General features: G+C 37.9%; 24 protein-coding genes, 13 tRNA genes and 1 pseudogene. 7 read left to right on the top strand and 31 right to left on the bottom strand.

Annotated features, from left to right (window positions below):
* Positions 1–210 precede the first annotated feature (210 nt).
* The 3 genes from spoVV to D1Z92_RS05150 all read left to right on the top strand — a co-directional run bounded on the left by spoVV (position 211) and on the right by D1Z92_RS05150 (position 3,849).
* The gene (spoVV, locus tag D1Z92_RS05160) at positions 211–1,497 is read left to right on the top strand and encodes a dipicolinic acid transporter SpoVV (protein WP_128894596.1); all 1,287 of its coding nucleotides are present in this window, start codon (positions 211–213) and stop codon (positions 1,495–1,497) included.
* A gap of 79 nt (positions 1,498–1,576) precedes the next feature.
* Positions 1,577–2,932, top strand: a complete 1,356-nt coding sequence (locus D1Z92_RS05155; RefSeq protein ID WP_128894595.1) for a glycosyltransferase family protein — start codon at positions 1,577–1,579, stop codon at positions 2,930–2,932.
* 110 nt (positions 2,933–3,042) lie between these two features.
* A complete protein-coding gene (locus D1Z92_RS05150) occupies positions 3,043–3,849 on the top strand; it encodes an NAD kinase (protein WP_128894594.1) in 807 nt (268 codons plus the stop codon).
* 91 nt (positions 3,850–3,940) lie between these two features.
* On the opposite strand, the gene pruA is transcribed toward D1Z92_RS05150, so the two are convergent.
* Positions 3,941–5,488 (bottom strand): L-glutamate gamma-semialdehyde dehydrogenase, encoded by a 1,548-nt coding sequence (gene pruA / locus D1Z92_RS05145; protein WP_128894593.1) that lies wholly within the window; start codon positions 5,486–5,488, stop codon positions 3,941–3,943.
* Positions 5,489–5,633: 145 nt separating this feature from the next.
* Between pruA and D1Z92_RS05140 the strand changes: the two genes are divergently transcribed.
* The gene (locus D1Z92_RS05140; RefSeq protein ID WP_128894592.1) at positions 5,634–5,825 is read left to right on the top strand and encodes a hypothetical protein; all 192 of its coding nucleotides are present in this window, start codon (positions 5,634–5,636) and stop codon (positions 5,823–5,825) included.
* A gap of 110 nt (positions 5,826–5,935) precedes the next feature.
* On the opposite strand, the gene D1Z92_RS05135 is transcribed toward D1Z92_RS05140, so the two are convergent.
* Both D1Z92_RS05135 and lipA read right to left on the bottom strand, forming a co-directional pair.
* Positions 5,936–6,235 (bottom strand): YutD family protein, encoded by a 300-nt coding sequence (locus tag D1Z92_RS05135; protein ID WP_128894591.1) that lies wholly within the window; start codon positions 6,233–6,235, stop codon positions 5,936–5,938.
* Between the two features lie 99 nt (positions 6,236–6,334).
* The gene (gene lipA / locus D1Z92_RS05130) at positions 6,335–7,231 is read right to left on the bottom strand and encodes a lipoyl synthase (RefSeq protein ID WP_128894590.1); all 897 of its coding nucleotides are present in this window, start codon (positions 7,229–7,231) and stop codon (positions 6,335–6,337) included.
* A 644-nt stretch (positions 7,232–7,875) separates the two neighbouring features.
* Between lipA and D1Z92_RS05125 the strand changes: the two genes are divergently transcribed.
* Positions 7,876–8,889, top strand: coding sequence for a M23 family metallopeptidase (locus D1Z92_RS05125; RefSeq protein WP_128894775.1), 1,014 nt, complete (start codon positions 7,876–7,878; stop codon positions 8,887–8,889).
* A 159-nt stretch (positions 8,890–9,048) separates the two neighbouring features.
* Here D1Z92_RS05125 and yunB read toward each other — a convergent pair whose 3' ends face one another.
* The 3 genes from yunB to D1Z92_RS05110 all read right to left on the bottom strand — a co-directional run bounded on the left by yunB (position 9,049) and on the right by D1Z92_RS05110 (position 11,442).
* Positions 9,049–9,804, bottom strand: coding sequence for a sporulation protein YunB (gene yunB / locus D1Z92_RS05120; protein WP_128894589.1), 756 nt, complete (start codon positions 9,802–9,804; stop codon positions 9,049–9,051).
* A 139-nt stretch (positions 9,805–9,943) separates the two neighbouring features.
* Positions 9,944–10,768 (bottom strand): TrmH family RNA methyltransferase, encoded by an 825-nt coding sequence (locus D1Z92_RS05115; protein WP_128894588.1) that lies wholly within the window; start codon positions 10,766–10,768, stop codon positions 9,944–9,946.
* Positions 10,765–11,442, bottom strand: a complete 678-nt coding sequence (locus tag D1Z92_RS05110; protein ID WP_128894587.1) for a potassium channel family protein — start codon at positions 11,440–11,442, stop codon at positions 10,765–10,767. The genes D1Z92_RS05115 and D1Z92_RS05110 overlap by 4 nt, the downstream gene beginning before the upstream one ends.
* 148 nt (positions 11,443–11,590) lie before the next feature.
* Between D1Z92_RS05110 and sspI the strand changes: the two genes are divergently transcribed.
* Positions 11,591–11,809: a small acid-soluble spore protein SspI gene (sspI, locus tag D1Z92_RS05105; protein WP_306438806.1), complete on the top strand. Its 219-nt coding sequence runs from the start codon at positions 11,591–11,593 to the stop codon at positions 11,807–11,809.
* Positions 11,810–11,906: 97 nt separating this feature from the next.
* Here sspI and D1Z92_RS05100 read toward each other — a convergent pair whose 3' ends face one another.
* The 11 genes from D1Z92_RS05100 to D1Z92_RS05050 all read right to left on the bottom strand — a co-directional run bounded on the left by D1Z92_RS05100 (position 11,907) and on the right by D1Z92_RS05050 (position 20,374).
* On the bottom strand, positions 11,907–12,524 hold the full coding sequence (locus tag D1Z92_RS05100) for a cyclase family protein (RefSeq protein ID WP_128894773.1): 618 nt from the start codon (positions 12,522–12,524) through the stop codon (positions 11,907–11,909).
* A gap of 24 nt (positions 12,525–12,548) precedes the next feature.
* Positions 12,549–14,075, bottom strand: coding sequence for a glucose-6-phosphate dehydrogenase (zwf, locus tag D1Z92_RS05095; protein WP_128894586.1), 1,527 nt, complete (start codon positions 14,073–14,075; stop codon positions 12,549–12,551).
* Between the two features lie 134 nt (positions 14,076–14,209).
* Positions 14,210–14,905, bottom strand: a complete 696-nt coding sequence (locus tag D1Z92_RS05090; protein WP_128894585.1) for a hypothetical protein — start codon at positions 14,903–14,905, stop codon at positions 14,210–14,212.
* Positions 14,906–15,078: 173 nt separating this feature from the next.
* Complete coding sequence (locus D1Z92_RS05085) at positions 15,079–15,747, bottom strand: response regulator (protein ID WP_128894584.1); 669 nt, start codon at positions 15,745–15,747, stop codon at positions 15,079–15,081.
* Positions 15,713–16,786 carry a sensor histidine kinase gene (locus D1Z92_RS05080; RefSeq protein WP_128894583.1) on the bottom strand — a complete coding sequence of 358 codons (1,074 nt, stop codon included), beginning with the start codon at positions 16,784–16,786 and terminating at the stop codon, positions 15,713–15,715. Before D1Z92_RS05080 ends, D1Z92_RS05085 begins: the two co-directional genes overlap by 35 nt.
* Positions 16,787–16,799: 13 nt before the next feature.
* The gene (gene liaF, locus D1Z92_RS05075; RefSeq protein ID WP_128894582.1) at positions 16,800–17,324 is read right to left on the bottom strand and encodes a cell wall-active antibiotics response protein LiaF; all 525 of its coding nucleotides are present in this window, start codon (positions 17,322–17,324) and stop codon (positions 16,800–16,802) included.
* A gap of 54 nt (positions 17,325–17,378) precedes the next feature.
* On the bottom strand, positions 17,379–18,041 hold the full coding sequence (gene liaF / locus D1Z92_RS05070) for a cell wall-active antibiotics response protein LiaF (protein ID WP_164931459.1): 663 nt from the start codon (positions 18,039–18,041) through the stop codon (positions 17,379–17,381).
* A 138-nt stretch (positions 18,042–18,179) separates the two neighbouring features.
* On the bottom strand, positions 18,180–18,869 hold the full coding sequence (locus tag D1Z92_RS05065) for a PspA/IM30 family protein (protein ID WP_128894580.1): 690 nt from the start codon (positions 18,867–18,869) through the stop codon (positions 18,180–18,182).
* Positions 18,870–18,873: 4 nt separating this feature from the next.
* Positions 18,874–19,347: a PspC domain-containing protein gene (locus D1Z92_RS05060; RefSeq protein WP_128894579.1), complete on the bottom strand. Its 474-nt coding sequence runs from the start codon at positions 19,345–19,347 to the stop codon at positions 18,874–18,876.
* A gap of 3 nt (positions 19,348–19,350) precedes the next feature.
* Positions 19,351–20,028 carry a PspA/IM30 family protein gene (locus D1Z92_RS05055; protein WP_164931458.1) on the bottom strand — a complete coding sequence of 226 codons (678 nt, stop codon included), beginning with the start codon at positions 20,026–20,028 and terminating at the stop codon, positions 19,351–19,353.
* Between the two features lie 58 nt (positions 20,029–20,086).
* Positions 20,087–20,374: a hypothetical protein gene (locus D1Z92_RS05050; RefSeq protein WP_128894577.1), complete on the bottom strand. Its 288-nt coding sequence runs from the start codon at positions 20,372–20,374 to the stop codon at positions 20,087–20,089.
* A gap of 293 nt (positions 20,375–20,667) precedes the next feature.
* On the opposite strand from D1Z92_RS05050, the gene D1Z92_RS05045 reads away from it, so the two are divergent.
* The gene (locus D1Z92_RS05045) at positions 20,668–21,462 is read left to right on the top strand and encodes a C40 family peptidase (RefSeq protein WP_128894576.1); all 795 of its coding nucleotides are present in this window, start codon (positions 20,668–20,670) and stop codon (positions 21,460–21,462) included.
* Positions 21,463–22,253: 791 nt separating this feature from the next.
* On the opposite strand, the pseudogene D1Z92_RS05040 reads toward D1Z92_RS05045, so the two are convergent.
* The 14 genes and pseudogenes from D1Z92_RS05040 to D1Z92_RS04975 all read right to left on the bottom strand — a co-directional run.
* A pseudogene (locus D1Z92_RS05040) lies at positions 22,254–22,352 on the bottom strand (zinc ribbon domain-containing protein); the annotation flags it as partial.
* A gap of 126 nt (positions 22,353–22,478) precedes the next feature.
* Positions 22,479–22,560: transfer RNA gene (locus D1Z92_RS05035), tRNA-Leu, on the bottom strand.
* Positions 22,561–22,570: 10 nt separating this feature from the next.
* A tRNA-Arg gene (locus D1Z92_RS05030) sits at positions 22,571–22,647 on the bottom strand.
* 6 nt (positions 22,648–22,653) lie between these two features.
* Positions 22,654–22,739: transfer RNA gene (locus D1Z92_RS05025), tRNA-Leu, on the bottom strand.
* A 7-nt stretch (positions 22,740–22,746) separates the two neighbouring features.
* Positions 22,747–22,820 (bottom strand) — tRNA-Cys (locus D1Z92_RS05020).
* A gap of 5 nt (positions 22,821–22,825) precedes the next feature.
* Positions 22,826–22,900 (bottom strand) — tRNA-Gly (locus D1Z92_RS05015).
* A gap of 4 nt (positions 22,901–22,904) precedes the next feature.
* Positions 22,905–22,979 (bottom strand) — tRNA-Gln (locus D1Z92_RS05010).
* Position 22,980: 1 nt separating this feature from the next.
* A tRNA-His gene (locus D1Z92_RS05005) sits at positions 22,981–23,056 on the bottom strand.
* A 42-nt stretch (positions 23,057–23,098) separates the two neighbouring features.
* Positions 23,099–23,172, bottom strand: a tRNA-Trp gene (locus D1Z92_RS05000).
* A gap of 3 nt (positions 23,173–23,175) precedes the next feature.
* Positions 23,176–23,261, bottom strand: a tRNA-Tyr gene (locus D1Z92_RS04995).
* Positions 23,262–23,265: 4 nt separating this feature from the next.
* Positions 23,266–23,341 (bottom strand) — tRNA-Thr (locus D1Z92_RS04990).
* Positions 23,342–23,355: 14 nt separating this feature from the next.
* Positions 23,356–23,431, bottom strand: a tRNA-Phe gene (locus D1Z92_RS04985).
* 16 nt (positions 23,432–23,447) lie between these two features.
* Positions 23,448–23,524 (bottom strand) — tRNA-Asp (locus D1Z92_RS04980).
* Between the two features lie 14 nt (positions 23,525–23,538).
* A tRNA-Met gene (locus tag D1Z92_RS04975) sits at positions 23,539–23,615 on the bottom strand.
* Positions 23,616–23,702 lie beyond the last annotated feature (87 nt).

Genomic DNA, 23,702 nt, shown 5'->3' with positions numbered 1-23,702 from the left:
TCTCCTCTAATATGTATTCGTTACATAAACACCATGTATAGTATACCATTATATGCGACACAAGGCATGTTCATCCACGCTTGTACATATATTTATACTAGGTAAAGGTTCTCTTGTTGAGATTTCTTCATCTTATGCATAGCGGTAATAAGTTTCTTGAACAAGTTCATTCAACTTTTATAGAGTAAGTTATATAGTGGTGATGACATAATGATAAACAAAAAAATGAAGGCTTTTCTTTTATGTACCGGCTGTGTGTACTTGCTCCTTCTATTTTCCTATCCACAAGCAGCTTTAGATGCTGCTATAAACGGCATAGCGATCTGGTGGGATATTTTGTTTCCAGCTCTCTTCCCCTTCTTTGTTATTTCTGAGTTATTGCTAGGTATCGGAGTCGTTCGCTTTATTGGTGTGTTATTAGATCCATTGATGCGACCACTGTTTCGCATCCCAGGTACAGGTGGATTTGTTATCGCGATGGGCTTTGCTTCGGGTTATCCGGTAGCCGCAAGATTAACGTCCACGCTCAGAAAGCAAAAGCAGCTGACGCAAGATGAAAGTCAACGTATTGTTGCTTTTTGTACTACTTCTGATCCGGTTTTTTTAATTGGTGCGGTAGCAGTAGGATTTTTTCAGCAAGCATATATTGGAGGGTTACTTGTGACAGCCCATTATGGAGCAGCGATGTTACTCGGCATTCTCCTTCGATTCTACAAGCCACGTGGCACAGAAATGAACACCAAACACCATACAACCATTCAATATAGCCACACATTGCAAAAGCAACAACATGCACACCATACAAGACGTGAGGGAAACACAATGCAAAACAACCTTTTCTTACGTGCTTTTCAGGCCATGCATGAGCAACGACTGCAAAATCCAACCCCACTCATGACGTTGCTGCAACAAGCCGTTACAAATGGCTTACAACTTGTTATGATCATCGGAGGTTTAGTTGTATTTTTTTCTGTGTTTATTCATTTATTTACCTCTTCTAACTTACTGTTGCCTTTGTATAGCGGACTAAGTATGTTCTTCTCCCTCATCCATATTCCTTCTGCTCTGTCACCCGCTTTTGTGAATGGACTATTTGAGGTTACCTTAGGGGTAAAAAGCGCATCTATACTGAGTATCCCTCTTGTTTTCAAAGTGATGGCAGCAGCATTTATCGTTTCATGGGGAGGCTTATCTGTACACGCACAAATTGTTAGTCTGCTTTTTGGAACGGATATCAAGTATGTTCCATTTATGGCTGTCAAACTATTGCATGGATGTCTCGCCGCTATATTTATCGTCTTATTATGGAATCCTTATCATACCTTTTTACTAAACAACACATTCGTTACACCTGTATTTCAACATTTGAACAACATGCCATCTTCTATCAGTTGGGCTTCTATTACAGGCTTATCTTTCTTGTTCATGATGTTAGTATTCATTGTCATCTCTTTTATCTTAGGATTGTATAACAAAATGTTCAAATCATCCAAGTAAACCTTCAAAAGAAGAGATGAAAAAAGTCCACTCCATCGTTCATCACAAACTCTTCATTAAAATGGTTGAGGTGAAAATCTTGGTTAAAGTGAAACGTATCCTAAGAGAAGTGAAATACGAGCATTTTGTATTATCTATTTCATATGGACATTATAAGTTAAGTATAGGTGGGACAGACAAAGTCATCTTATCCCATCAACGTATGCTCAACGACAATCACATATCGTATATTTATTTGTTTCCAGTAGCGAAAGATCTTAAATTACACAAGTTAAAGCACGCAAGCTCTTTTTGGGGCATGCTTATAGATGGGAAGTATGTAGGAATTTATTTCACACATGACATTCTTCACATGATGTCGGCTTTATTAGAGAAGAAAGGTTTGAAAAATATATTTCTGCATCATACGCTCGGAGTAGACATGCATCAATTGGAACATGTGATCAAGCTGACAAATGCACCGATTACGTTATACCTTCATGATTTTTATACCATTTGTACACAAATCAACTTAATGAAAAATGATAAAACATACTGTGGTGAAGGTGGTATTAGTAAGGGTAAATGCAGTAACTGTACTTATTTTGAGGAATCGAAATCCCACGTCAAACAGTTTAAAATATTCTTGAAGAATCATCACAGTAGATTAAACATCGTTGCACCTTCTCATTCAACAAAACAAATTTGGTGCTCAGCATATCCAGCATACGAAAGCAAAGTTACAGTCGTAAAACATCAACAATGTGTAGGAGAATACGAGCATAATAGAGCATCCATACAACCTCATAGCCATATCAACATTGCATTTGTTGGACAAGAAGCGTTTAATAAAGGATGGCACGAGTGGGAGTACGCAATCACAGAAGTGTTGAAAAAAAGAAGCAACAACACTAACCTACATTTTTATCATTTCGGAAGAAGATATCATAAAAAAGATTTCATTCCACATATACCCGTTTCTTTTCAAAAAGGACATATGAACGCCATGGTCAAAGCGCTAAGAGAGCATCACATTCATTGTGCTGTATTATGGTCACTTTGGCCAGAGACGTATTCCTACACATACTATGAAAGTACAGCAGCAAACGCTTTTATCATTACCAATCCAAGGAGTGGCAACATTGCTGATTCCGTAAAGCATAGAGGAAACGGCATCATTCTTTCCGATGTGAATGCATTAATAGATTTATTTGCAGATGAAACAAAGTTAATATCGCTTATCAACGACTTTAGGCAAAAAGGAAAAAAAGGTCCGCTACAAATCCATGAAAGTAAAACCTTATTACAATTCATCCCAAAACAAAGTGCAGTAGTCCTGCAAAAGCGTATCGACAATAAAAAGCCAACATGGTCATTCATCACCAAAAGCATACTTCAAATTCGCTATCATCTACGTTTGAAAATAAACTATATAAGAAACAGAAAATATTTTTAAAAACCGGCGCAAAACATGCTAAGATGAAGTTGAAGTATAATGGAGTATAACAATGAAAAACAAGCATCAGTGACAGAGTGAAAATCAAATGTATAGTGGGAGTGTAGACATTGAAATATTTTATATTGAATCGAAGTGATGAACTTTCTATTCAATTATCAGAAAAAGTACATCATCTCTGTGAAGAACATGGCATGAAAGTCGATCGTGAAAATCCAGATATCGTGTTGTCCATAGGAGGAGACGGAACGATGCTGCATGCATTCCACTCCTATTTAAAAAATATTGAACATATAGCATTTGTCGGTATACATACAGGTCATCTCGGTTTTTATGCAGACTGGAATCCTAATGAAATTGAGTCACTTATTTCTATTATGAGTGCATCCCAATCTTCCTTACAGCAACATATCGTAAAATATCCCATTGCAGAGATTGAAATTGAAACGTTAACTTCCAAAAAGACATACTATGCTCTAAATGAAATGACCCTGAAAGGGGTAGATGCTACATTAGTTGCAGAACTGCACATTAATGACCATTTATTTGAGACATTTCGCGGAGATGGTATTTGCATTTCCACTCCTTCTGGCAGTACAGCATATAATAAAAGTTTGAGCGGTGCGATTGTTCATCCTTCCATGCCTTCTATTCAAATTGCAGAAATGTCTTCGATTAACAATCGAATTTTTCGAACGTTAGGTTCCTCTATGGTGTTACCTCAACATCATCATTGTGATATATATCCTAGAGCAGATCAGCACTTAAAAATTACGATTGATCATATGCAAATGGAAATAGAACAACTCGTGAATATACGCTGTAGCGTATCTGAAAAACAAGTTCGATTTGCCCGTTTTCGACCATTTCCATTTTGGAATCGTGTCAAAGAAGCCTTTATCGGTGATGTGCAATAGGACAACCACTACAATCTGAACATATGAACATAGAAAAGGCTGCTCTTATGTAGAGACAGCCTTTTCTTGTGTAATATGAATATTATAAAATTTATAATAACTCTGATACTAATTTTGCTTGCGTGAATAATTGTAAGTAATCCGGTCCGCCTGCTTTAGAATCTGTACCAGACATATTGAATCCACCGAATGGATGAACGCCTACGAGTGCACCCGTACATTTACGATTAAAGTATAAGTTCCCAACATGAAATTCTTCGCGAGCTTTTTCCAAATGCTCTCTATTGCGACTGATGACTGCACCTGTCAAGCCGTACTCCGTATTGTTTGCAATTTCCAAGGCATGATCAAAGTCTTTTGCTTTTGCAAAGGCAACGACTGGTCCGAAGATTTCCTCCTGCATCAAGCGTGCTTGTGGGTCCACATCAGCAAACACGGTAGGTTGAATAAAGTACCCTTTGTCTGATCCTTTTTCCCCACCAATCATTAATTTGCCTTCTGTCTTTCCGATCTCAATGTAGGATAAGATCTTGTCATACGCTTGTTGATCAACCACTGGTCCAGTATACAAGCCATATTCCCTTATATCCCCTACCGTAATCTCTTTTGTCAATGCGACTACACGTGCCAATACTTCATCGTACACTTCTTCATGTACAATCGCTCTTGAACACGCAGAACATTTTTGTCCAGAAAATCCGAATGCAGAAGCGACAATAGATTGAGCAGCCAATTCTAAATCAGCATCATGATCGACTACAATCGAATCTTTTCCGCCCATTTCAGCCACAACGCGCTTCATCCACTTTTGCCCAGGTTGATGCTTCGCTGCAAGCTCATTAATGCGAAGTCCCACTTCACGAGACCCTGTAAAACTAATAAAACGAGTAAGTGGATGTTCAACGAGGACATCACCGATTTCAGATCCACTACCAGGAATATAATTCACGACACCCTCTGGTAAGCCAGCGTCATCTAATATTTCCATAAATTTTGCTGCAATGACAGGCGTAGTAGATGCAGGCTTTAACACGACGGTGTTACCGCTTACAATGGCTGCTGTGGTCATACCTGCCATAATAGCTAGCGGGAAATTCCATGGTGGAATCACAATGCCTACCCCTAATGGTACATAATATAATTCATTATCTTCACCCGTTAATCTTGTTAAAGGATGTCGACTAGTTAATTTTTCGATTTGTCTTGCATAGTATTCCATAAAGTCAATTGCTTCGGCTGTATCTGCATCTGCTTCTGCCCAGCTCTTCCCAGATTCTTTTACCAACCAAGCAGAGAACTCATGCTTGCGACGACGCAAAATAGCAGATGCCTTATATAAATATCTAGCACGAGCACTTGGCTTCACTTTTTTCCACGTTTCAAACGTTTCTACAGCCGTATGGATGGCTTGCTCTGCTAATGACTTATCCGCTTGTGATACAGTGCCAATCACTTCTTCTATGTTTGAAGGATTTATGGATGTACCCGTTTTTTTCGTTCTAATACGTTCACCACGAATGATGATATCGTAATGCTTGCCTAATTGCTGTTCTACCTCATTTAATGCGGTTTGAAAATCATCTCGATTTTCTTTTTTTGAGAAGTCAGTAAACGGTTCATTTTTATAAGCTTGTTGCATAAAAAAATTCCTCCATTCATTTAGAACTACAACTATCTATTCTCATTATGCAGGCATGCTGTTCCATATTGCAATACTTACAATTAAATTGTTTCAAATTTTTTTTGCACCATGTACATACCATCTTGAAAAGGAGCTGTTTCCAATGCAAGCACATTTTATGTATTTTTTTATCGGACTTATCTTTATTTTTGCTTCCTTTATTACCTTTTTTTTGATGTGGTCTGATTTATCTATGTTGTTCTTATGTTTGATTGCGGTGTCGATGGTTTTAGGGCTAAGCTTACTCATCACGTCGTTGTATCGTATAGAAAATCAGCTGAATAAACAAAAATAAAGCAATTAAAAAAGGACTAACATGCCCATTATCACATCATGAGCATGTTAGTCCTATGGATCTTATGTGCAAAGCATGAAAAAAAATCAAAAAGAAATCCGGGCAAATCATTACTGCGATACTTTTTGTAATTCCTTCTGCTTTACTTTTTTAATGATGAAATACGCACATCCAAAATTACAGTATTCATATAGATAATCTTCTACATATTGAATACAACTTTCTTTATTGCGCCCATGTCCATCATGGTAAAATCCTTTTAATCGCAGCTGGTTGTAACCCCAATCCCCTACAATATAATCGTATCGATCAAGTACATCACTATAGCGTGCGCGGAATACTTCCAAATTCCAACCGTCTCTGTAATCGGTCAATAATTCGTAGTTTTTTCCTCCGATATGAATGGTCATCTATTTCACTCCAAACTAAACAAAGTGAATGCCATTGAGCATGCTGCTAACATTGCTTTAGATGGTAATACTGTTGTAAGACATTGGTAGTGTGAACTGTTACCTTGAAGCTAATGTTTCGTCTGCTGCTTTTTTCTGCTCATGTGCATGGTAAGAACTTCTTACTAAAGGTCCAGATTCTACGTGACTGAATCCTCGCTTCATTCCTTCTTCTTTCAAAAGAGCAAATTCTTCTGGCGTATAATATTTATCAATTTTCAAATGCTTTTTCGTAGGTTGTAAATATTGTCCTATCGTTAAAATATTACAATCCACTTTACGCAAATCGTCCATCGTTTCTAAAATTTCATCCCAAGTTTCTCCTACCCCTATCATAATGCTTGATTTTGTTGGGATAGTCGGTTTGTACTGTTTGGACAACTTCAGAAGTTGTAACGATCTTGTATACTTTGCTTTAGAGCGCACGCGATCAGACATGCTTCTCACTGTCTCCATATTATGATTCAGGACTGCTGGATTCGCATCCAATACCGTGTGTAATGACTGTACATTCCCCATAAAATCAGGAATGAGCACTTCTACATTACATAGTGGTAAACTTCCCCTCACTTTTCTAACGGATTCAGCAAAAATATATGCTCCTCCATCTTGTAAATCATCTCTGGCAACGGATGTAATAACACAGTGAGCTAATTGCATTTGTTCCGCAGCTTCTGCTACACGAGTCGGCTCTTGCATATCTAGCTCGTTTGGCAAACCAGAGTTAACAGCGCAAAAACGGCAGGCTCTTGTACACGTTTCACCCAATATCATAAACGTTGCTGTTCTATTCGCCCAACATTCGTGAATGTTAGGACATTTTGCTTCCTCACAAACCGTATGTAACGTTTTGGAGCGCATCATTTTTTTTATTTCTTTAAACTCTTCATACTGCTCACCAGAACTTAGCTTTATCTTTAACCAGTCTGGTTTTCTTTTTGTTGCATCTATGGCCATTTTGACAAAACTCCTCATCAATCAGTATGGTTTCATAATATGTTGTTTATTTGCTTTCACATTATTATACCATGAATGACAATCATACTACAGTTCATATGACGTGCATAGCAACCCCATATACTGCAAATAATAACACAATAGTGAAAAGTATATAAGTTGGTTGAACTTGTTTCTTCAACTTATATATAAGACGGAGATATGTTGAGATATACATGTTTACGCCTCAGTTGCCAGTCGTAAAGGTTGGAATATGGTGATTTCTCCGTCTTATGTTTAGCGGTAATAAGTTGATTGAACTTGTTTCTTCAACTTATATATAAGACGGAGAAATGTTGAGATATACATGTTTACGCCTCAGTTGCCAGTCGTAAAGGTTGGAATATGGTGATTTCTCCGTCTTATGTTTAGCGGTAATAAGTTGATTGAACTTGTTTCTTCAACTTATATATAAGACGGAGAAATGTTGAGATATACATGTTTACGCCTCAGTTGCCAGTCGTAAAGGTTGGAATATGGTGATTTCTCCGTCTTATGTTTAGCGGTAATAAGTTGATTGAACTTGTTTCTTTAACTTATTTTACCTTTACACATTTCCGTGTTCATTATTTCTAAAAAGGAGGTTCATACGCATTGTGGTTTACATGAAAAAAAGCATTTCCCTCATACTTTTGTACTCCTTTCTATGTCTTACTATACTGCCCACTTGGTCGGCTCACGCAAATACCTCCATGGTGGAAAATAAAATGGAAGATCGCAAACAATTATTTGACCACATGAGTACCGTTACGCATATCCCATGGTATTATTTTGCAGCTGTAGATCAATATGAACGCAATACGTCCAATCAAAAGAAAAAAAGAGAAATAACACAAACAGAAGAATATAAAAAACGTATAACAGCCATACATATTCCATTACAAGCATGGTACGGTGCTATGAATCTAATGCAAACGAAGCAGTCAGAGTCAAACGTCATGTTATTTAACGGCATTGGAAGAGATGGAGACGGGGACGGATTGGTAGATCATCATAATGATATGGATGTGGTGACCACCATGGCGAGTATCATAAGCAAACACGGTACTTCTGATAGTGACATGATGAGGGGATTGTGGGACTACTATCAAAATGATCGCATCATGAAACGTATCACACAACTTGCGGCTATATACCGCCATTTCGATATGATCCAGCTTGAAGGCAATGCTTTTCCTGTTCCGCTTCATGCTAATTATTCATATCGCAGTACATGGGGCGCTTCTCGTGGCTGGGGAGGCAGACGCATCCATGAAGGGACAGATATTTTTGCCAATCACGGAGTCACCGTTCGCAGTACTAGTTATGGCATTGTAGAGGAAAAAGGATGGAATCGCTTTGGTGGATGGCGAATTGGTATACGTGATGTCAAAGGCATTTATCATTACTTTGCCCATTTGAACGGATTCGAAAAATCATTAGAAGAAGGTTCTATCGTGAAACCTGGGGATACCATCGGTTGGGTCGGCAGCTCTGGGTATGGTAAACCAGGAACACAAGGAAAATTCCCACCACATCTGCATTACGGAATGTATAAAGATAACGGATATATCGACTGGTCTTTTGACCCTTATCCTTATTTAAGAAAATGGGAGAGACAAGAAAGAAAACGACGATGACCAGCATACTTGTACATGTTTATCCTATGTCTACGTCGTTCATGGCTAATTGTTTATGGTTGATTCCATACGTATCAGATGAGGCCTGCAATATGTCATATCATTCACCATCATGTGTGAATGAAGACAGATGCAGGCCATTTTATTATCTCTACATCATTACTCTGATTCACTATTCGATGCATCGTTTATCTCTGGGATGGATATCGATGGTGGAATAACACCAGATTGATTAAGATTTCCAGCAGGATTGCCTTTATTATCAAAATAATACGTAGGCACATCTCCCACAACGAGTAAGTAAGATATAGGGACGTCCGTTTGCACAATTTCAGGTTTCGTATCAAAAGGAATGATGATGGTTACTTCCGTCACTATTTGAATATACACCTCAACAAGCAGCATGTTAATACCAGCATCTTTTTGCCTCGTTTTTAAATCTACTTTTACAGCTCCGGCAGGAACAAATTTAACTTTTACTTCTGGACCAAATGAGGAAATGATGGCACTGTTAAATGCTTGACCTATCGGTATATGCTCGGGAATTTTTTGCAATTCATTTAACGTATTTTGCACGATCGTAACGGTGTCCGCCGTAATTTTCATATGTTCGGCGTAGTTAAGCATGAAGCCCGTTATTTTTCCTTTTTGATCCGTTCTCCAGTCTATAAGTTTATCAAAATTCGTCGCTTGTGATATTTTTTCCGTTATCGCCTTATTGATCGACTGTGTTGCTACCTGCTTAATTCTAATTTTTGCTACGTTCATGAGAGGTGTGCGCAAATTGCGCTCTATAAAAATAAAAGTCTGCATACCAAGTAACAACATAATAATAAATACAATAAAAAACACTTTTCGCTTACTTTTTTTACTACCCTGTTTACTGCTGCTCCACCTACGTTTACGTCTAAACATGGCGTACCCCTCTACATCTCTCATTCATTTCAGAGTTTTGTACATTTCTGTGTAGTATGTATATGGTGCAAGCAACAAAAAAAGAACGCACATACACGTTCTTTGTTCCTTCCCTTATTCCATTTCAATCCATTTCGTTTTACTGCTCTGTAGACCGGTCTGTAGCACGTTGTCTGGATGCTTCATATAACATGATCGTGCAAGCCATTGCTGCATTTAATGATTCTGCTTGTCCACTCATCGGAATGGTAATTTGATGTGTGACATAAGGTTGTAGCTGAGGAGAAACTCCCTGCGCTTCATTGCCAATCACGATACACGTAGATGGTTTGTAGTCTAACGAATAACATGGCTTACTGTCTTGCAATGAAGTAGAAACGATTTGGGTTTGCATTTGCTTTAGCTTTTCAAACAAAGTAGACAAAGGACAGTGTACTATCGGAAGATGAAAAATAGAACCCATCGTGGAACGAATGACTTTCGTATTGTATACATCGACTGTTCCTTCCCCTAACCATACTGCATCTGCTCCGAGGGCATCAGCACTACGGATGATTGTTCCTAAATTACCAGGGTCCTGTACTGCATCTAATGCAACATAAAAACGCTTTTTATTGTCACGTTGTAATACGGTGTCTACATCGTATGATGGCATATGGATAACGGCAAAAATACCTTGTGATTGTACCGTATCCGTACATTTTTTCAGCACTGCTTCACTCACTGTATAACATGGATAAGCATGATCGTCTTGTAAATGACTTTGCATCTCATATGGTAAATCGTAATCCTCCGTAAACACAAGCGCTTGGATTTCTGCTTGTGAACGCAAAGCTTCTTCTACGAGGTGTAGTCCTTCAACTATAAATTGTTGATGCATACTTCTACCCTTTTTAGTCAATAAGGAAGCCCACAGTTTCACCTTTTGATTGGTAACAGATTCAATATAGGAAAAAGACGTCATGAGGAGAATGACACCTCAAATTCTTGTAAATCCTCATTTTTGCCTACGACAATCAATATACTGTTTTCTTTAATTAAGTCTGAAGCATGCGGAGAAATATTCATGTTGTTATTTTCTTTGATCGCCATCACATTACATTTAAATCGAGCTCGAATATCTAACTCCAGCAAACTTTGCCCTATCATTTGCTCTGACGCAGCAATTTCCACGATACTGTAGTCTTCTGAAAGTTCAATGAAATCAAGGATGTTAGGAGAAATAAGATGATGAGCAACACGCATCCCCATATCCCTTTCCGGAAAAATAACTTTATCCGCACCTATTTTACGCAATACTTTACCGTGCAAATCATTTTGAGCCTTAACGACAATGCGCCCTACACCTAAATCTTTCAAAATCAATGTAGTAAGAATACTCGCCTGAATATCTTGTCCAATAGCGACAACAACAACGTCAAAATTTCTGACTCCAATTGCTTTAAGTGCATCTTCATCGGTCGAATCCGCCTGTATAGCATGCGTCACCATGGAAATAATATCGTGTATTCTACTTTCACTCGTATCAATCGCTAGTACTTCAAAACCTAATTTATATAATGTTTTTGCTACACTTGAGCCAAAACGTCCAATACCAATAACGGCATATTGCTTCTTTTTCACACTGTATTCCCCCATATAAATTTCAAGCTTCTCATTATTATATCATAGCTAAAAGCTAAATAAGAACCATGTATAAAGTATATGCGTTTGCACAAAATAAAAAAATCAGGTATGAATGCCAAGCAATACATTTTACAATATGATCAGAGAAGGTGTTATTTCATTGTTAAGCCTAAGACAAGCGGTATTAAAACGTGTAGAAGATAAAAATGAGAGCGAAATCCATGAAATTATTCAAGGTTCTGTTGGACATGATGAAAAAGCATTGCCAGGACTAGGCGTGCTATTCGAAATTATTTGGAAACATAGTTCGAAAGAAACGCAAGATCAACTCGTGGATACATTAAGCGAAGAATTAGTTGGAAAAGGATCATCATCATAGTCACATTAAAACATAAAAAAAACACCTTCAAATCATCCAGTTTTCGTCACTGTGAGCATTTGAAAGGTGTTTTTCATTATCACTTAAATTTTACGCTTTACGTCATCAATATGGCTCTTGCTGGTGCAGCATCAATGCCTTGCATTTTGAGCGGAGCAATGACCATGTTATAACTCCCAGCAGGAACATCTTTTAACCTTAATCCTTCTACGATAATTATCCCGCTTTTGAACAATGTTTTATGTGTAGGGTGACCTGTTTGGCTTCGTTCAATGCCTAAGCCATCAATGCCAACGCCCTTAATTTTCTTTTCTTTTAAATACTCTGCCCCATCTTCTTTGACAAAGATAAACTCAAAATCGAATTCATCAGAGAAAGAGTTTTTTGTTTTGAGCAACAGCCATTCCCCTTCTTGAATATCCCATTGCTCTAAATCTGCTTTTGTAATGCCATCTGTCACATCTGTCAGATCCAACACGCGCGCTGGACCAATTAAATCTTCCAAAGGAATGGTTTCAATCGTTTCTCCACCTTCCAACATGTGCAGCGGCGCATCCACGTGTGTTCCCGTATGTACATTCATACTTAACTTCGACTCAAATGCCGTAGCCGTCGTAAAGTCTTGCATCGTTTCAATGGTAGGCTTTTTCTCTTCTTTGTTCTTATAAACTTGCATGCCTTCTTCAATCATCATAGATATATCGTAAATTTTCAATTTCTCCAACCCCTACTCTTCTGATTACTTGCAGTCTAGTCCATCATCTTCTTGTCCGTGTAATGGCCACCATTTAAAACCGTCTTCTGCTAACAATGCACTTGCTTCATCTGGCCCCCATGACCCAGATTTATATGGAACAACACCGTCCCCTTCTTCTTTCCAAGCGTGTGCGATCGTATCGATAAATTCCCAAGCAGTGGATACTTCATCCCAACGTGTAAAGTATGTAGACTCTCCACGCAATGCGTCATACAATAACCTTTCATACGCTTCCGGTGTATTAATCCCTACTTGGCTGCTTTGGCAAAAATCCATGGCTACAGGCACGATTTTCATTTCTGAACCCGGGCTTTTACCATTGATTTTAATGAAAATACCTTCCACAGGATTAACGCGAAAGACAATGAGATTAGGTTGTAAAGCCGTTTTTTGCGTAAAGTACACGTTATCAGGTAAGTTTTTAAATTCTACAACTATCTCCGTCGCTTTGGCCGGCATTCTTTTTCCTGTTCTCACATAGAATGGAACACCTGCCCAGCGTAAATTGTCCACAAATAATTTCGCTGTGAAAAATGTTTCCGTCGTTGAAGATGGATCTACGTTGTTTTCATTTCTGTAAGCAGAAAGATCTTTACCATTCAAACTTCCTTCACCATACTGTCCTCTCACCACGTGCTTTTTCACTTCATCTAACGTCTTATATTTGCGTATAGAGCGAAGCACTTTCACTTTCTCATCTCTTATATCTTCTGGTACTAGTCGACTAGGCAACTCCATCGCCATCATCGCAACCATTTGTAGGACATGATTTTGTACCATATCATTCAATGCGCCTGCCTGATCGTAATAAGCACCTCTATCTTCCACCCCTACAGTCTCACTGAGCGTAATTTGAATATTAGCGATATACTTATTATTCCAAAGAGGCTCAAAGAAAGCATTGGCGAAACGAATCACTTCAATATTTTGCACCATTTCTTTTCCTAAATAGTGATCAATACGGAATATTTCATGTTCTTCAAATACATCTCTAATTTCTTCATTTAACTTTTCGGCTGATGGTAAATCATAACCAAAAGGCTTTTCGATCACTAATCTTTTCCAACCTTTTACGTTCAGCATCTCCCCATCTTTCAAATGATGAGCAACTTGACCGAACAAATCTGGAGCTAGAGCAAGATAAAATAAGCGATTGCCAGTAAGTTCAAATTTATTTTCCAATTGTTCCGTTAACATTCTCAACTTCGTAAAATGAGAAGGATCGGTAATATCTAATGATAAGTAGTGAAAATGCTGAGCAAACTTTTCCCATGCTCCATTGCCTTGTAGATCGTGCCTTGCAAATTCTTTAATGGAATCATGAACATTTTCTCTAAACTCTTCGTTCGTTCTTGGTCTTCGAGCTAAGCCAATAACAGTAAAATTTTCTGATAATTTACCTTCCTTGTACAAACTGTATATAGCAGGATACAATTTTCTTTTCGCTAAATCACCAGTTGCACCAAATATAAAAATTGCAGCTCCATCTAATGCGTGATTTCCATTCATTCAGCACCATTCTCTCCACGTTTTATTTAGTATGATTCATCTATCTATTTTAAAATTTTAGCATAAGCAAAATAGTACGTAAAATATTATTTGGCTAGCGGCCTGTATTTATTGTATCAGATTATGACATCAGATTAAATTTCTGAAGACATCACGGGCGTCACTAACGTTACGATGTTTTTATTACTCTCTGTATCCTTATGCATGATCATTTGTAATTGCAGTGGATAATCCATGATCATGCCCGCTGCAATGTATTCCGATGTAAATGATATAATCTCAGAATGCTCATCTTCGTATGTATCTAAAATATTAGTATGCAATTCCTGTTTCAGCCACGCTTGGCTAGTGTGATTATCGTGATGGTCTGTCACTTCTCCTTGTACCATACTGTGCCAGTCTGCATCCACGTTCCATGCATGCAGCTTCTGATCTACCTCTTCCATGTACGATTGAATATGGTCATAATATCCTTGCACGGAAATGACAAACGTTAACGTCCGCTTATTCCTATATGTAGCATATGTGATCTCAGCATCCTCTTGTTCTATGGTGTACTGTTGTTGGTGTGCGTCGTGATGGTATTGCTCTTGTTGAAGTTGTATCGTCTCATTTCCCCATAGTGCTTGTTCAAACTGTTTTATTTCTTTTTCATTTAATGCTAGAGAAGCACTCTTTTTGACCGTAACGATAGGGTCTTCTACATAATAAGGATAATGTGCTAACGTTGCAACTGTATTTATTTCTTTTTGTTCCGCTTTACTATGTAATTGGAATAAACTCAAACATATTAATATCATCACCATGACACTCGCTACTATTTTTTTCATTTAAAAAAGGCCTCCCATCACCATGCTTATACATGCTAGGATTGCCTTTTCATCTATGTATTATACTATTTTTATATCATTTTCACTTTTTTGAGTAGAGAAATTAATAGATTTGATCTGGCTGCCGAGGCGTAAACTTGTATTCTATCATTTCTTCTCCTATATGTTTCCATCTATAAATCTGTAATTCCATGTTTAATAGCGTAAATTGCAGCTTGTGTGCGATCTTCCACACCTAACTTAGCTAAAATATTCGTGACATGAAATTTTACCGTTTTTACCCCAATAAATAATTCATCCGCCACTTCTTGGTTGGACTTTCCTTTAGCAATGTGAATGAGCACTTCCAATTCGCGCTCTGTAAGTTCATGGTGTGGTTCACTTTCCACTGTCGCTGGTTGACGAAAGCGATTCATCATTTTTGTAGCGACTTTAGATTCTAACACAGGTTTACCATTCATCGCATCTTTAATAGCTTCTGCAATTTCGGATGCACGAGATGTTTTTAACAAGTAGCTAAAAGCTCCCGCTTCAATGACAGGATATACTTTTTCATCATCTAAATAGCTAGTTAGCACAATGACTTTACATTGAGGATGTTTACTCATAATATGTTTTGTCGTTTCAATTCCATCCATTTCATCCATTACTAAATCCATCAGTATGACATCTGGCTCGTATTTTTCAGCAAGCAAAATGCCCTCTTTTCCATTACTAGCTTCTCCAACTACTTCTAAGCCTTCCTCTGTACCCAAAACTCCAGCCAGTCCAATCCGTACCATTTCATGATCGTCAACGATTAACACTTTAATTGGCTCCACTATAGCCTTCCTCCTCTTCATGCAAAATAGGAATACGAATATCTATTTTTGTCCCTTTTCCTACAGCAGTAATAATTTCAAAATGTCCTCCAATTTCATTGACGCGCTCTTTCATGGAAGATATGCCGTATGAACCTACTTTTTCGTCGTCCAGTTGAAATCCTATTCCATTATCCATAATCAATAGTCTCACCACGTCATCACGTGGATACAATCTCACTTCCATTTTATCCGCTTTAGAATGTCTTAGTGTGTTAGAAAAAGCTTCTTGTACGATGCGAAACAGATGATTTTCTACGCCTTTACTAAATTGTATCGCGTAATCCATCTCGCATTCAATGGAAATAGGCACTTTTGATTTAAGTTCTTTTATTAATTCCATTAATCCTTCTGCTAAATTTTTCCCCTCAAGATGTACTGGTCTTAAATGCAACAACAAAGCCCGCATCTCCGACTGTGCAACGGAGGCCATTTCCTCTATGAGAGATACTTGTGCAGTAGCTCTATCCACATCTTTACTAATCGTTCTACTTGTCGCCGTTGCTGTCATGGAAATGGCAAACAATTGCTGACTGACTGCATCATGCAACTCGCGAGCTAAACGTTGCCTCTCTTCCATTATTGCCGTTACTCTGGCTTGTTCAGCAAGCTGTGCATTGTTAGTGGATAACCGCTGGAGTGATTCCACCTGCTCTTTCCATTTGTCGCTTATCTTTGTGATTTGATCCGTCAGTTTACCAATTTCATCCGTACCAAGCTCTGGAAATTCACGATTGAAGTTTCCTTTTTCCAAGTAGTATAAAGCATCGGATAATTTATCTAACCTGCTTTTTATTCTGTAACTTTGCCAATATCCCAGTATGAGTCCACCAATCACAACGATAAGAAAAAAGAAAATAGCATATTGGATCATATCAAACCAAGAAACATCAATGAAGATGTCTCTGACCCCTATAGAGTACAAAACATATAGAAATACAATCAATAATAAGGCAGTATAGATCATAGATTCCACAATAAGAGTCCATTTCATACTGGTTAACTTTTTCTCTCTCTTCATATGGAACCTCCTATCACTTCTTAATGATAATATCCCCTATCATATAATTTACTATAATATTCACTTTATGTGGACTGAATTCATAATATGGACTTTCCCATTCTAGCTTACTCGGTATGCCTTCCTCTTTATTTTTCCCCATTTTAACTGAACCTAACAGCACAGAACATTGCAAGCGAACACCCAAATCTTCTGGTATGTAAATTTTCATCTCTCCTATTGTTGCCTTGTGAATCATGATGTAGGTCTCTTCCTGAAACTCTGCTTTGGAAAGGTCAATTACCACTTCTTCTATAAATGATCTAGAATGATGGTTTTGAAAATGAAATGGTTCGTGTTTTTTCTTAAAGGTCTGAATGAAAAAATGCTTAGGCTTAATGTAACCTTCAGATTCGGTGTAACCTAGAGAATCGGTGTAACCTTCATATTTGGGAAATGGTTTACTTTGTCTAAAAAACAACCCTATTGCAATAAGTAAGACTGTAAGCAAAAGTGATATTATAACAACATACATATAACCATCGAAAAAAATATCCACGCTAAACCTCCCACTCTTTTCAAACCTTAAATTATTTCATTGCAAGAATAGTTTCTACAACATTTTGACCACAATATTTCCTATCATATAATTTACGATAATCTCTATTTTATCGTTACTATTTTCATAATTTGCAGTTTGCCAATCTATCATTTTGGAAAAGCCTTCTTCACCATCTTTTCCTATTTTAAAAGAACCCATTAAAACAGAACATTGTAAGCGAACACCGATTTCTTCTGGTACATAGATTTTCATGTCTCCAATGACCGCTTGATGAATAATGGTAGATTTTTCTCCCCATAACACAGCTTTGGAAAGATCTATCCTTACCTCTTCGATAAATGACCAAGAATGATGATTTTTCACATCCCATTGTGTGTCCGTTTTTTTAACGCTTTGAATAAAGTGTTGCTTGCGTTTAACAGGCTCTTCAGAGCTCGAAACATTCGTATTCTGTATAATAAAATACCCAACAATAATGAGTAAAATGGCGAAAATAAAAGATAAATAATCACTTAATAGTATAGCCACTCCTATGGCGAATAACAAGTAACCCGTCTTGTCTCTGCCACTGTGTTTTTCGCTGCGCAACTTCAACAATCCGAACAAAACAAAAACAACTCCAAGTAAAGTGCTTAAACCTAAAATGAAGTAACAAAGAATGAATAATCCTGAAAAAACGAGGAAATATGAAGTGTTGCGTTTATTTTGTTTCAAAATCATTGCACCTTCTTTCTAGTAGACATAAACATAGTAAAGCCTTAGGTATATAGTATATCACCTAGGCTTTACAACATCATGGTTTAGCAGATCGTTTTAAATGGAGTTTATGGTGATGCTGTTTTATAGTCCATACTACACTTTTTCTTCATCACTGCTACCGTGTAGCTTTGTTTTCATCTGTGCAAGTTGCTCCTCAACTTTTGCATTATGGATAGGTGATGTATTTCCGTTTGTCATCATATATTTTTCTGGGGAACGCATGATGTTTGCTTCTGCTTCCATCTGTATGATTTTTTCTTCCATTCGCTGAAAGCCTTGTGCAGATCCTCCGGTATGAATGGAATGAACACTAGAAGTAGCTTCTGCCATATTCTTTTGCGCTTTCGCCATTTGAGCACGTGCGACCAATTCATTTCTTTTATTTCTCATTTGATAGTATTCGTCTTTTAACTCATGCAGCTGTTGCACTAGTTCTTGAGCTTGTATACTCGCGGTTTGAGATAAATCATAAAATTCGGTTACTTTTTGATCGTAATATATTTTTTCCGCTAAACATTGTCTTGCAGCTTGTTCATTTCCTTCTTTTAATGCTTTCTCCGCTAACGTTTCAAATTCTTGCTGCTTTCTTTTTACTTCTTCGTAACGATGTTTCAATTTCCCTTCGTTAGCCATCTGTTTTGCAACAGTAACCTCTGCTTTAGATATTTCTTCTTCACGCTCACGCAAATATTGATTTAACATTTTTATTGGATCTTCTACCTTATCTAATACATCATGTAAAGATGCTTTCGTCATATCCGTTATTCTTTTGAAAACTCCCATTGTGTTATTCTCCCTTCTCGTATTCTTCTAGTTTTTGTTTTAGTTTTTCAATCTCTTTACGTAAAACTTTATTCTCCACATCATGCATCATATCGTCTATAGATGAAGATGCTGCTTGCTCTTTCGTCCCTTGCTGTGTCGATTGTGATGAAAAAGGTTGTTCATAAGGTGGCGGTGGATAAGGCGGTTGAAACTGCTGTCCCGTATTTCCATTGCTATAGAATGGTTGATTAGGATTACCCATCCCACCTGTATGACCATGTGCGGTCGCATAGGAATCAAAGCGATTTACTCTTGGTTCTTTCGGTATTACAAACATAGCAAGTAAATAAATAGGAACCAAAATAAATCCTGTTACAAATGTAACGATGATTAAAACGATTCTAATAAGTGAAGGATCTATGTTAAAGTTTTCACCTAAACCACCGCATATTCCGCCAATTTTTTTATCATTCCTAGAACGGTAAAGGTTCTGCACCTTTTATTCCTCCTTTTGCAATTTCTCTTTCATCATTTCAAGTTGGGCGTCCACTTTTGTGGTGGTTTTTTGATGTTCAAAGTAATGTAAACCCGATGCCGAATGCGGTAAGTCTGCTGCCAGTTTTCGCATTGCTCCTGCTTCCATTTCCATATCCATCACCTTATCTTCTAAACGATGAAACCATGCTTCATTATTTGTAACCTGATTTCGATTCGCATCTATTTGCTGCTGTAATTTCACCGACTGCATTCGCGCAACGATGATTTCTCTTTTTTCCCAAACTTCATTATAGTTACTTTGCAAAGAAATCAGTTGTTGTTCTGCTTGCTCCTGGTTTGATTCTGCCTGTTCATATAGTTTTTTATACTGCTCCGCTTTTTCTTCATATTGTATTTTTTCTTGAAGCGCAAGTCTTGCTAGCTTTTCCTCACCAGCTTTCAACGCTAATTGCGCTTGTTCCTCTCTTTTCTCCATCCACTCATGTGCATCTAACCATTGTTTTTTCATTTGTAATGCATAGCGTTCACATTGGTAGTACAGTTGCTTCGCCTGCTCCACTTTTCTTTTTTGAGAATATAAATATTGATTTATTGCTTTCATTGGATCTTGTGTTTGCTCCAACCAATCGTTTAATGTTGCTGATGTAATATCTCCTATGCGTTCAAAAATATTTGCCACATGTATTCCTCCTTTACTACATTTGTTTAGTTAGTTAATTATGATATTTACATTTACGCTATGATTTTTTACTCAACATACCAAATCCTATAAATACTAAACCAATTGCAATAACAAGACCAATAATCCACGATAATTTAATAAGTAAAAGAATTCCTCCAATGACGATCATAATGGTTCCGATTATGGCTCTTCCGCTTTTTACCCCGTAATAACCAAACAAGAGGAATGCTATAGGAATAATATAGCCCGATAACCAATAGGGGAATATATTACCTACATATCTAAATAACATAACTAAACCAATAAAAATGAAAGCAAATGCCAAAAACTGTTTGTTCTTCATTGAATATTTCACCACCTCTTTTTTACTTTATAACTATTATAATTGTTGCTGTTATTGATATTTTAGCGCAAACTGTCATTTCTTAAAACCGCCCTAAGACGTAATTTGGTACTAGACCTAGGTCTAGGAAGTGATGCCACAGTAGACAAGCACAAAATTCCATGGCAACAATTACTACCGAAATAGTGTAAAAGTCTATGTTAGGATAGAAAAGAATATAAAGAAAAAGCGTCCACATTAAAGACGCTATCATTATTTTTTGGACAAGCTATACTACAACAGGAGGAATTACAATGAGAAAAAAAATAATAACGGGTATTATAGCGGGGACACTAGTATTTTCTCAAGTGCCTGCAAGTCTTAATTTTACTGCACCAGATCAAGGAACGGTGTATGCGGCATCAACAAGTGGAACGGTGAAATACGGAGTAAATTTACGTAAAAAGCCAAGTACTTCTTCTTCTAAAATTCGTATGTTGCAAAAGGGAGAAAAGGTAACGATTTTAAGTAAATATAATAGTTATTGGTATAAAGTAAAAGATAAGAATGGTAATATCGGCTATGCTTCAGCAAATAGCAAGTATATTAGTACAAGCAATTCTTCAAGTTCTAGTAGTTCTAGCAGTTCATCCACTAGCACTAGTAGTAAAGTAAACAAAGTGATTAATGCAGGTAAAAAATATCTTGGTACTCCTTACGAATACGGATCAAGTCGTTCCAATACGAGAACGTTTGACTGCTCTGACTTCGTAAAGCAAGCTTTTAAAGACGGTATCAATAAAACGTTGCCTTCTAACTCAAGAACACAAGCAAACTATGTAAAGAATACACTGAACAACAACGTGAAAAATTGGGAAAACTTAAACAAAGGCGATTTGATGTTTTTCATGAGTTACAGAGGTAGCAGCAAAAGTAACTACACAGGAATTAACAAATCAAATCAAAGAGTTAGTCACGTAGGTATTTACTTAGGAAATGGTAAAATCCTTCACACATATTCTAAAAATAGCGGTGGTGTACGTATCGATAGTATCGAAGGCAAGCATTGGGAACATCGCTTTATTTTCGGTGGTAGTGCAATAAAGTAATATTTCATTTTTTATTCTAACACTACTAACATGGATTTCTTTTTTAATTAATAGTTTTAAAGGTTATTTCATAATAAATTTGCTTGTTTGTTTTTTGGTGGGGATATTTATACTCCACCTTTTTTTTATTTCTATGTTCCATTTATGCTTCAATCTTCTTTATCGTTAGATCGTTATTGAATTTGAATAAAGATTGTATTCACTGCTTTCCATACATTGAGTATGATTCACAGTTTATATAAATAGTATTGCATCGTTTCTACATCTCAATATATTAATATTTTAAACTCTATTGTATAAAGTTTGGTTACAAAAAGGTTACATTAAAATTCTAATGATATGGATTAATCCAACCTATGTACTCGTATGATTACCCTTCTCTTCTTTAGCATTGCATTAAGCCCCATAAAACAATAAAATCTTACTTAACAGCGTCTGTTTTCTTGTTGTCATACGACGTAGACTACATGTGACAAAAGGAACTACATACGTAGCGTATTCACAGCATTTCAAACTTCTATTCTGCATCAGATGAATTCTATACTATTTCGACATACTTTTACTTATCCATATCTTATTCAAAATGCAAACAGGCCTTTGCAAAAACACAATACATCGAACTAAACGAGTTTAACGAACTGAAGTTAGTTTGTGAACTACACACCACTTAACACCCTTATGGGTCGTTAGAAGTGGATGCTTCTTGGGAAGTAGTTACTTTTGTTAGCTATCTATATTTACCAAGCTATGAGGGTAGGTTCCTACCCCTAAAGAAAATACCAATTACTTGGCTAGCTTAGCTTCAGCAAGTTGATACTTGCGTTCATGTCTCTATCATGATGAATATGGCACGCAGGACAATGCCATTCACGAAGTTTGAGATTTTTTACGTGGAAGAACAGCAAAGGCACAATGAGATAGTAAAAGTATTAAAAAGCACTTATTTATAAAAAATATAAACATACTAAAAAGATGCTTATGTAATGTACATAAACATCTTATTGATATCTCATATATACCGGTGATAGGGGTCGAACCTACACTCCCGAAGGAACACGATTTTGAGTCGTGCGCGTCTGCCAATTCCGCCACACCGGCTCACCTATAATGGCGTGCCCTGAGAGATTCGAACTCCCGACCTTTTGATTCGTAGTCAAACGCTCTATCCAGCTGAGCTAAGGGCACTAATAATGCCGAGGACCGGACTTGAACCGGTACGGTAGTCACCTACCGCAGGATTTTAAGTCCTGTGCGTCTGCCAATTCCGCCACCCCGGCAAATTAATGGAGGCGCCACCCAGATTTGAACTGGGGATAAGGCTTTTGCAGAGCCGTGCCTTACCACTTGGCTATGGCGCCCAGTCTGGAGCGGACGACGAGATTCGAACTCGCGACCCTCGCCTTGGCAAGGCGATGCTCTACCACTGAGCCACGTCCGCATAATGGCTGGGGATCCAGGATTCGAACCTGGGCATGACGGAGTCAAAGTCCGTTGCCTTACCGCTTGGCTAATCCCCAATGGGGCGACCGATGGGAATCGAACCCACGAATGCCGGAGCCACAATCCGGTGCGTTAACCACTTCGCCACGACCGCCACATAATACAAGTACTTACTAATTTAACTATTTTGTTCTTCTGGCAGGGGCAGCAGGAGTTGAACCCACGCTAACGGTTTTGGAGACCGCTGTTCTACCATTAAACTATGCCCCTAAATGGTGGAGGATGATGGATTCGAACCACCGAACCCGTAAGGGAACAGATTTACAGTCTGCTGCGTTTGGCCACTTCGCTAATCCTCCAAAATGGTGCCGTCGAGAGGACTTGAACCCCCAACCTACTGATTACAAGTCAGTTGCTCTACCAGTTGAGCTACAACGGCATATTCAATTAAAATGGTGGTTCGGGACGGAATCGAACCGCCGACACGAGGATTTTCAGTCCTCTGCTCTACCGACTGAGCTACCGAACCAAACAAGTAATAATAATGGCGGAGCTGACGGGATTTGAACCCGCGATCGCCCGCGTGACAGGCGGGAATGTTAGACCACTACACCACAGCTCCGTATTAAATTAATTTGGTTGCGGGGGCAGGATTTGAACCTACGACCTTCGGGTTATGAGCCCGACGAGCTACCAGACTGCTCCACCCCGCGATATTATTATTTAATTATGGTGGACGCTGACGGGATCGAACCGCCGACCCTCTGCTTGTAAGGCAGATGCTCTCCCAGCTGAGCTAA

This window comes from Longirhabdus pacifica (genome assembly GCF_004115085.1).
Lineage (GTDB): Bacteria > Bacillota > Bacilli > Paenibacillales > DSM-105158 > Longirhabdus > Longirhabdus pacifica.
The sequence above is the reverse complement of the archived record's forward strand: the minus strand, read 5'-3'. Positions and strand labels throughout refer to the sequence as shown.

Bases quoted from the DNA above. Each gene is read 5' to 3' on its own strand.
- spoVV (WP_128894596.1), top strand. From the start codon at position 211: ATGATAAACAAAAAAATGAAGGCTTTTCTTTTATGTACCGGCTGTGTG.
- pruA (WP_128894593.1), bottom strand. From the start codon at position 5,488: ATGCAACAAGCTTATAAAAATGAACCGTTTACTGACTTCTCAAAAAAA.
- D1Z92_RS05140 (WP_128894592.1), top strand. From the start codon at position 5,634: ATGCAAGCACATTTTATGTATTTTTTTATCGGACTTATCTTTATTTTT.
- D1Z92_RS05135 (WP_128894591.1), bottom strand. From the start codon at position 6,235: ATGACCATTCATATCGGAGGAAAAAACTACGAATTATTGACCGATTAC.
- lipA (WP_128894590.1), bottom strand. From the start codon at position 7,231: ATGGCCATAGATGCAACAAAAAGAAAACCAGACTGGTTAAAGATAAAG.
- D1Z92_RS05125 (WP_128894775.1), top strand. From the start codon at position 7,876: ATGAAAAAAAGCATTTCCCTCATACTTTTGTACTCCTTTCTATGTCTT.
- yunB (WP_128894589.1), bottom strand. From the start codon at position 9,804: ATGTTTAGACGTAAACGTAGGTGGAGCAGCAGTAAACAGGGTAGTAAA.
- D1Z92_RS05115 (WP_128894588.1), bottom strand. From the start codon at position 10,768: ATGACGTCTTTTTCCTATATTGAATCTGTTACCAATCAAAAGGTGAAA.
- D1Z92_RS05110 (WP_128894587.1), bottom strand. From the start codon at position 11,442: ATGGGGGAATACAGTGTGAAAAAGAAGCAATATGCCGTTATTGGTATT.
- zwf (WP_128894586.1), bottom strand. From the start codon at position 14,075: ATGAATGGAAATCACGCATTAGATGGAGCTGCAATTTTTATATTTGGT.
- D1Z92_RS05090 (WP_128894585.1), bottom strand. From the start codon at position 14,905: ATGAAAAAAATAGTAGCGAGTGTCATGGTGATGATATTAATATGTTTG.
- D1Z92_RS05085 (WP_128894584.1), bottom strand. From the start codon at position 15,747: ATGAAGAGGAGGAAGGCTATAGTGGAGCCAATTAAAGTGTTAATCGTT.
- D1Z92_RS05080 (WP_128894583.1), bottom strand. From the start codon at position 16,786: ATGAAGAGAGAGAAAAAGTTAACCAGTATGAAATGGACTCTTATTGTG.
- D1Z92_RS05065 (WP_128894580.1), bottom strand. From the start codon at position 18,869: ATGGGAGTTTTCAAAAGAATAACGGATATGACGAAAGCATCTTTACAT.
- D1Z92_RS05050 (WP_128894577.1), bottom strand. From the start codon at position 20,374: ATGAAGAACAAACAGTTTTTGGCATTTGCTTTCATTTTTATTGGTTTA.
- D1Z92_RS05045 (WP_128894576.1), top strand. From the start codon at position 20,668: ATGAGAAAAAAAATAATAACGGGTATTATAGCGGGGACACTAGTATTT.